Source organism: Microbacterium sp. Bi128 (assembly GCF_918698205.1).
The window spans coordinates 1-3,000 of record NZ_CAKKMM010000585.1; the positions used below are offsets into that span (position 1 = coordinate 1).

Sequence of the window (3,000 nt, forward strand, 5' to 3'; positions counted from 1 at the left end):
CGAGCGCACCGAGGGTCCCGCGGTCACGACGGACGCCGAGCTATGGGTGGACCCCGAGGTGTGGCGCAGGGTCGTCCGTCACGTCGGCGAGGCCTCGGCCCTGCTGCATGCGGCCGCGCGGCCGCCGCGCACGCCGGGCACCCGCCCGGTCTCGATGACCGCCGTGCTGTTCCCCCTTCGGCGGAAGCGATGAGCGGCGCTCCCCCGGCCGACGCGCGTGCCACACGACCGCACGGGCCCGGGCCCCTGGCATCCACCCCCTTCCGCTGGCTCCTCGCCGCGCGCACGACCGCGATCGTGGGCAACGCCGTAGCCCCGATCGCCCTTGCGTTCGCCGTGCTGGACCTGACCGGGTCCGCCGCCGACCTGGGGCTGGTCGTCGCCGCACGCTCGATCGCCAACGTCGCAGTGCTGCTCTTCGGCGGCGTCATCGCCGACCGTCTCCCCCGCAACGTCCTGCTCGTCGGGACGTCGCTGGCCGCGGCCGCCACCCAGGGCACGATCGCCGCGCTCGTCCTCACCGGAACCGCCGGCATCCCCGCCCTCGTCGCGCTCGGGGTGATCAACGGTGCGGTGGCCGCGGTGAGCCTCCCGGCGGCGGCGGCTCTCGTGCCCGACACGGTACCCGCGGCGCAGCTGCGCCCCGCGAACGCGCTGCTGCGGCTCGGCCTGAACGCGGGCAGCATCGTGGGCGCATCCGCGGGAGCGGGCGTCATCGCCCTCATCGGACCGGGGTGGGGGCTCGCGATCGACGCCGCCGCCTTCGCCGTCGCCGCGCTGCTGTACGCGCGCCTGCGGCTGCCCGCGGTCCCGGCGGCGGCGGCGGCGGCGGAGCGGACGTCCGTGCTGTCCGACCTGCGCGAGGGCTGGCGCGAGTTCTCGAGTCGACGGTGGATCTGGATCGTGGTGCTGCAGTTCGCCGTCCTCAACGCGGCGTTCACGGGCGCGACGGTGGTGCTCGGTCCGCTCGTGGCCGACGAGTCGCTCGGGCGCGGCGCGTGGGGCCTCGTCGTCGCGGCGCAGACCGCCGGGTTCGCCCTGGGTGCCGTGCTCGCCTTGCGCTGGCGACCGCGACGAGCTCTCGGCATCGGCGTGGCGGGCATGGCGGTCGCCGCGCTGCCCGTCGCCGCCCTGGCCGCGGCCCCCGCGCTCGCGGTGCTCGTGGGGGCGTTCGCCCTCGGCGGGCTGGCGATGGAGGTGTTCGCGATCGCGTGGGACCAATCGCTGCAGTCCCACGTGCCCCGCGAGGCGCTGTCGCGCGTCTACTCCTACGACATGGTGGGCTCCTTCATCGCGGTGCCGCTCGGTGAGATCGCGGTCGGCCCGCTCGCTCACGCCGTCGGCACGACCCCCGTGCTGCTGGGCTGCGCGGCGGTCATCCTGGTGGCCACCGCGTGCGCCGCCGCATCGCGAAGCGTGTGGGGCATCCGGGCGGTGTAACGCCCGACGCCGCGGACGGCAACACCCCCGTCCGACTCCCGCGCAGGTCTAGCCTGGAGCGCATGTCTCAGCAGAGCGACCACACCGCGGTGGACGACAGCAGCACCGACCGCCGCTTCTTCGGGCAGCCGTGGGCACTCGCTCACATCTTCGGCGTGGAGATGTGGGAGCGCTTCAGCTTCTACGGCATGCAGGCGATCCTGCTCATCTACATGTACCACTCGGTCGCCGAGGGCGGCCTCGGCATCGACCAGACCGTCGCGACCGGGATCGTCGGCGCCTACGGAGGGTCGGTGTACCTCGCCACGATCCTCGGGGCATGGGTGGCCGACCGCCTGCTCGGCTCCGAGCGCGTCCTGTTCTACAGCGCGATCGTGATCATGGCCGGGCACATCGCGCTCGCGATCCTGCCGGGCATGTGGGGCCTCGGTGTGGGTCTCGTCCTCGTCGCGATCGGATCGGGCGGCCTCAAGGCCAATGCGACCTCGGTGGTCGGGACCCTCTACGCGCCGGACGACGCGCGCCGCGACGCCGGGTTCTCGCTGTTCTACCTCGGCATCAATCTCGGCGCGTTCATCGGCCCGATCGTGACCGGCGCGCTGCAGTCCTCGGTGGGGTTCCACTGGGGCTTCGGCGCCGCCGCCGTCGGCATGGCCGCGGGCCTGGTGCAGTACTCGTTCGGTCGGCGGGCGCTGCCGGCCGCGTCGCGCGCGGTACCCAATCCGCTGCCTGCCTCGCGCCGCGGGCTCGTCGTCGGTGCCGCGGCCGCCGCGATCGTCGTGGTCGCGGTGCTCGTGCTGCTGGGCGTCATCCGCGCCGACAACCTCGCCGGCATCGTGATCCTCGTGGTCGTCGCCGCCTCGATCGCGTACTTCGCGGTCATCGTCTCGTCGCCCGCCATCACCGCCACCGAGCGCTCCCGCGTGATCGGCTTCATCCCTCTGTTCGTGGTCAACGTGGGTTTCTGGTCGCTGTACCAGCAGCAGTTCACGGTGCTGACGATCTACTCGGACGAACGACTCAACCGCGACATCTTCGGTTGGGAGATGCCGATCTCGTGGGTCAACTCGATCAACCCGATCTTCGTCATCATCCTCTCGGGGGTGTTCGCCGCGATCTGGACGCGGCTCGGCTCCCGCCAGCCCGGGGCGCCGGTGAAGTTCGGTGTCGGCGCGATCGTGATGGGGGCCGCGTTCCTGCTGTTCCTGCCGTTCGCCAACGGGCCCGCGAACGCCACGCCGCTCATCGCGATCGTCGGCATCCTGCTCGTCTTCACGATCGCCGAGCTGTTCATCTCGCCGCCCGGCCTGTCGGTGTCGACCAAGCTCGCGCCCGCGCGATTCCACACGCAGATGGTCGCGCTGTACTTCCTGTCGGTGGCGCTCGGCACCTCGATCGCCGGATGGCTCGCCGGCTTCTACGACCCGCGCAACGAGGTGCCGTACTTCACGATCCTCGGCGCGATCGCCGTCGTGCTCGGCATCGCCCTCCTCCTGGCGGCCAAGCCGGTGCTCGCCCTGATGAGGGGCGTGCGCTGAGTCCGCGTCGCCGCGCGGGCGG

The 3,000-nt window shown here is 72.6% G+C and carries 2 protein-coding genes and 1 pseudogene; all 3 read left to right on the top strand.

Features of this window, described 5'->3' with window-relative positions:
• A pseudogene (locus LQV45_RS23315) lies at positions 1–193 on the top strand (ArsR family transcriptional regulator); the annotation flags it as partial.
• On the top strand, positions 190–1,440 hold the full coding sequence (locus LQV45_RS23320) for an MFS transporter (RefSeq protein WP_230009030.1): 1,251 nt from the start codon (positions 190–192) through the stop codon (positions 1,438–1,440). The pseudogene LQV45_RS23315 and the gene LQV45_RS23320, both read left to right, overlap by 4 nt.
• A gap of 62 nt (positions 1,441–1,502) precedes the next feature.
• Positions 1,503–2,978 (top strand): peptide MFS transporter, encoded by a 1,476-nt coding sequence (locus tag LQV45_RS23325; RefSeq protein ID WP_230009031.1) that lies wholly within the window; start codon positions 1,503–1,505, stop codon positions 2,976–2,978.
• Positions 2,979–3,000 lie beyond the last annotated feature (22 nt).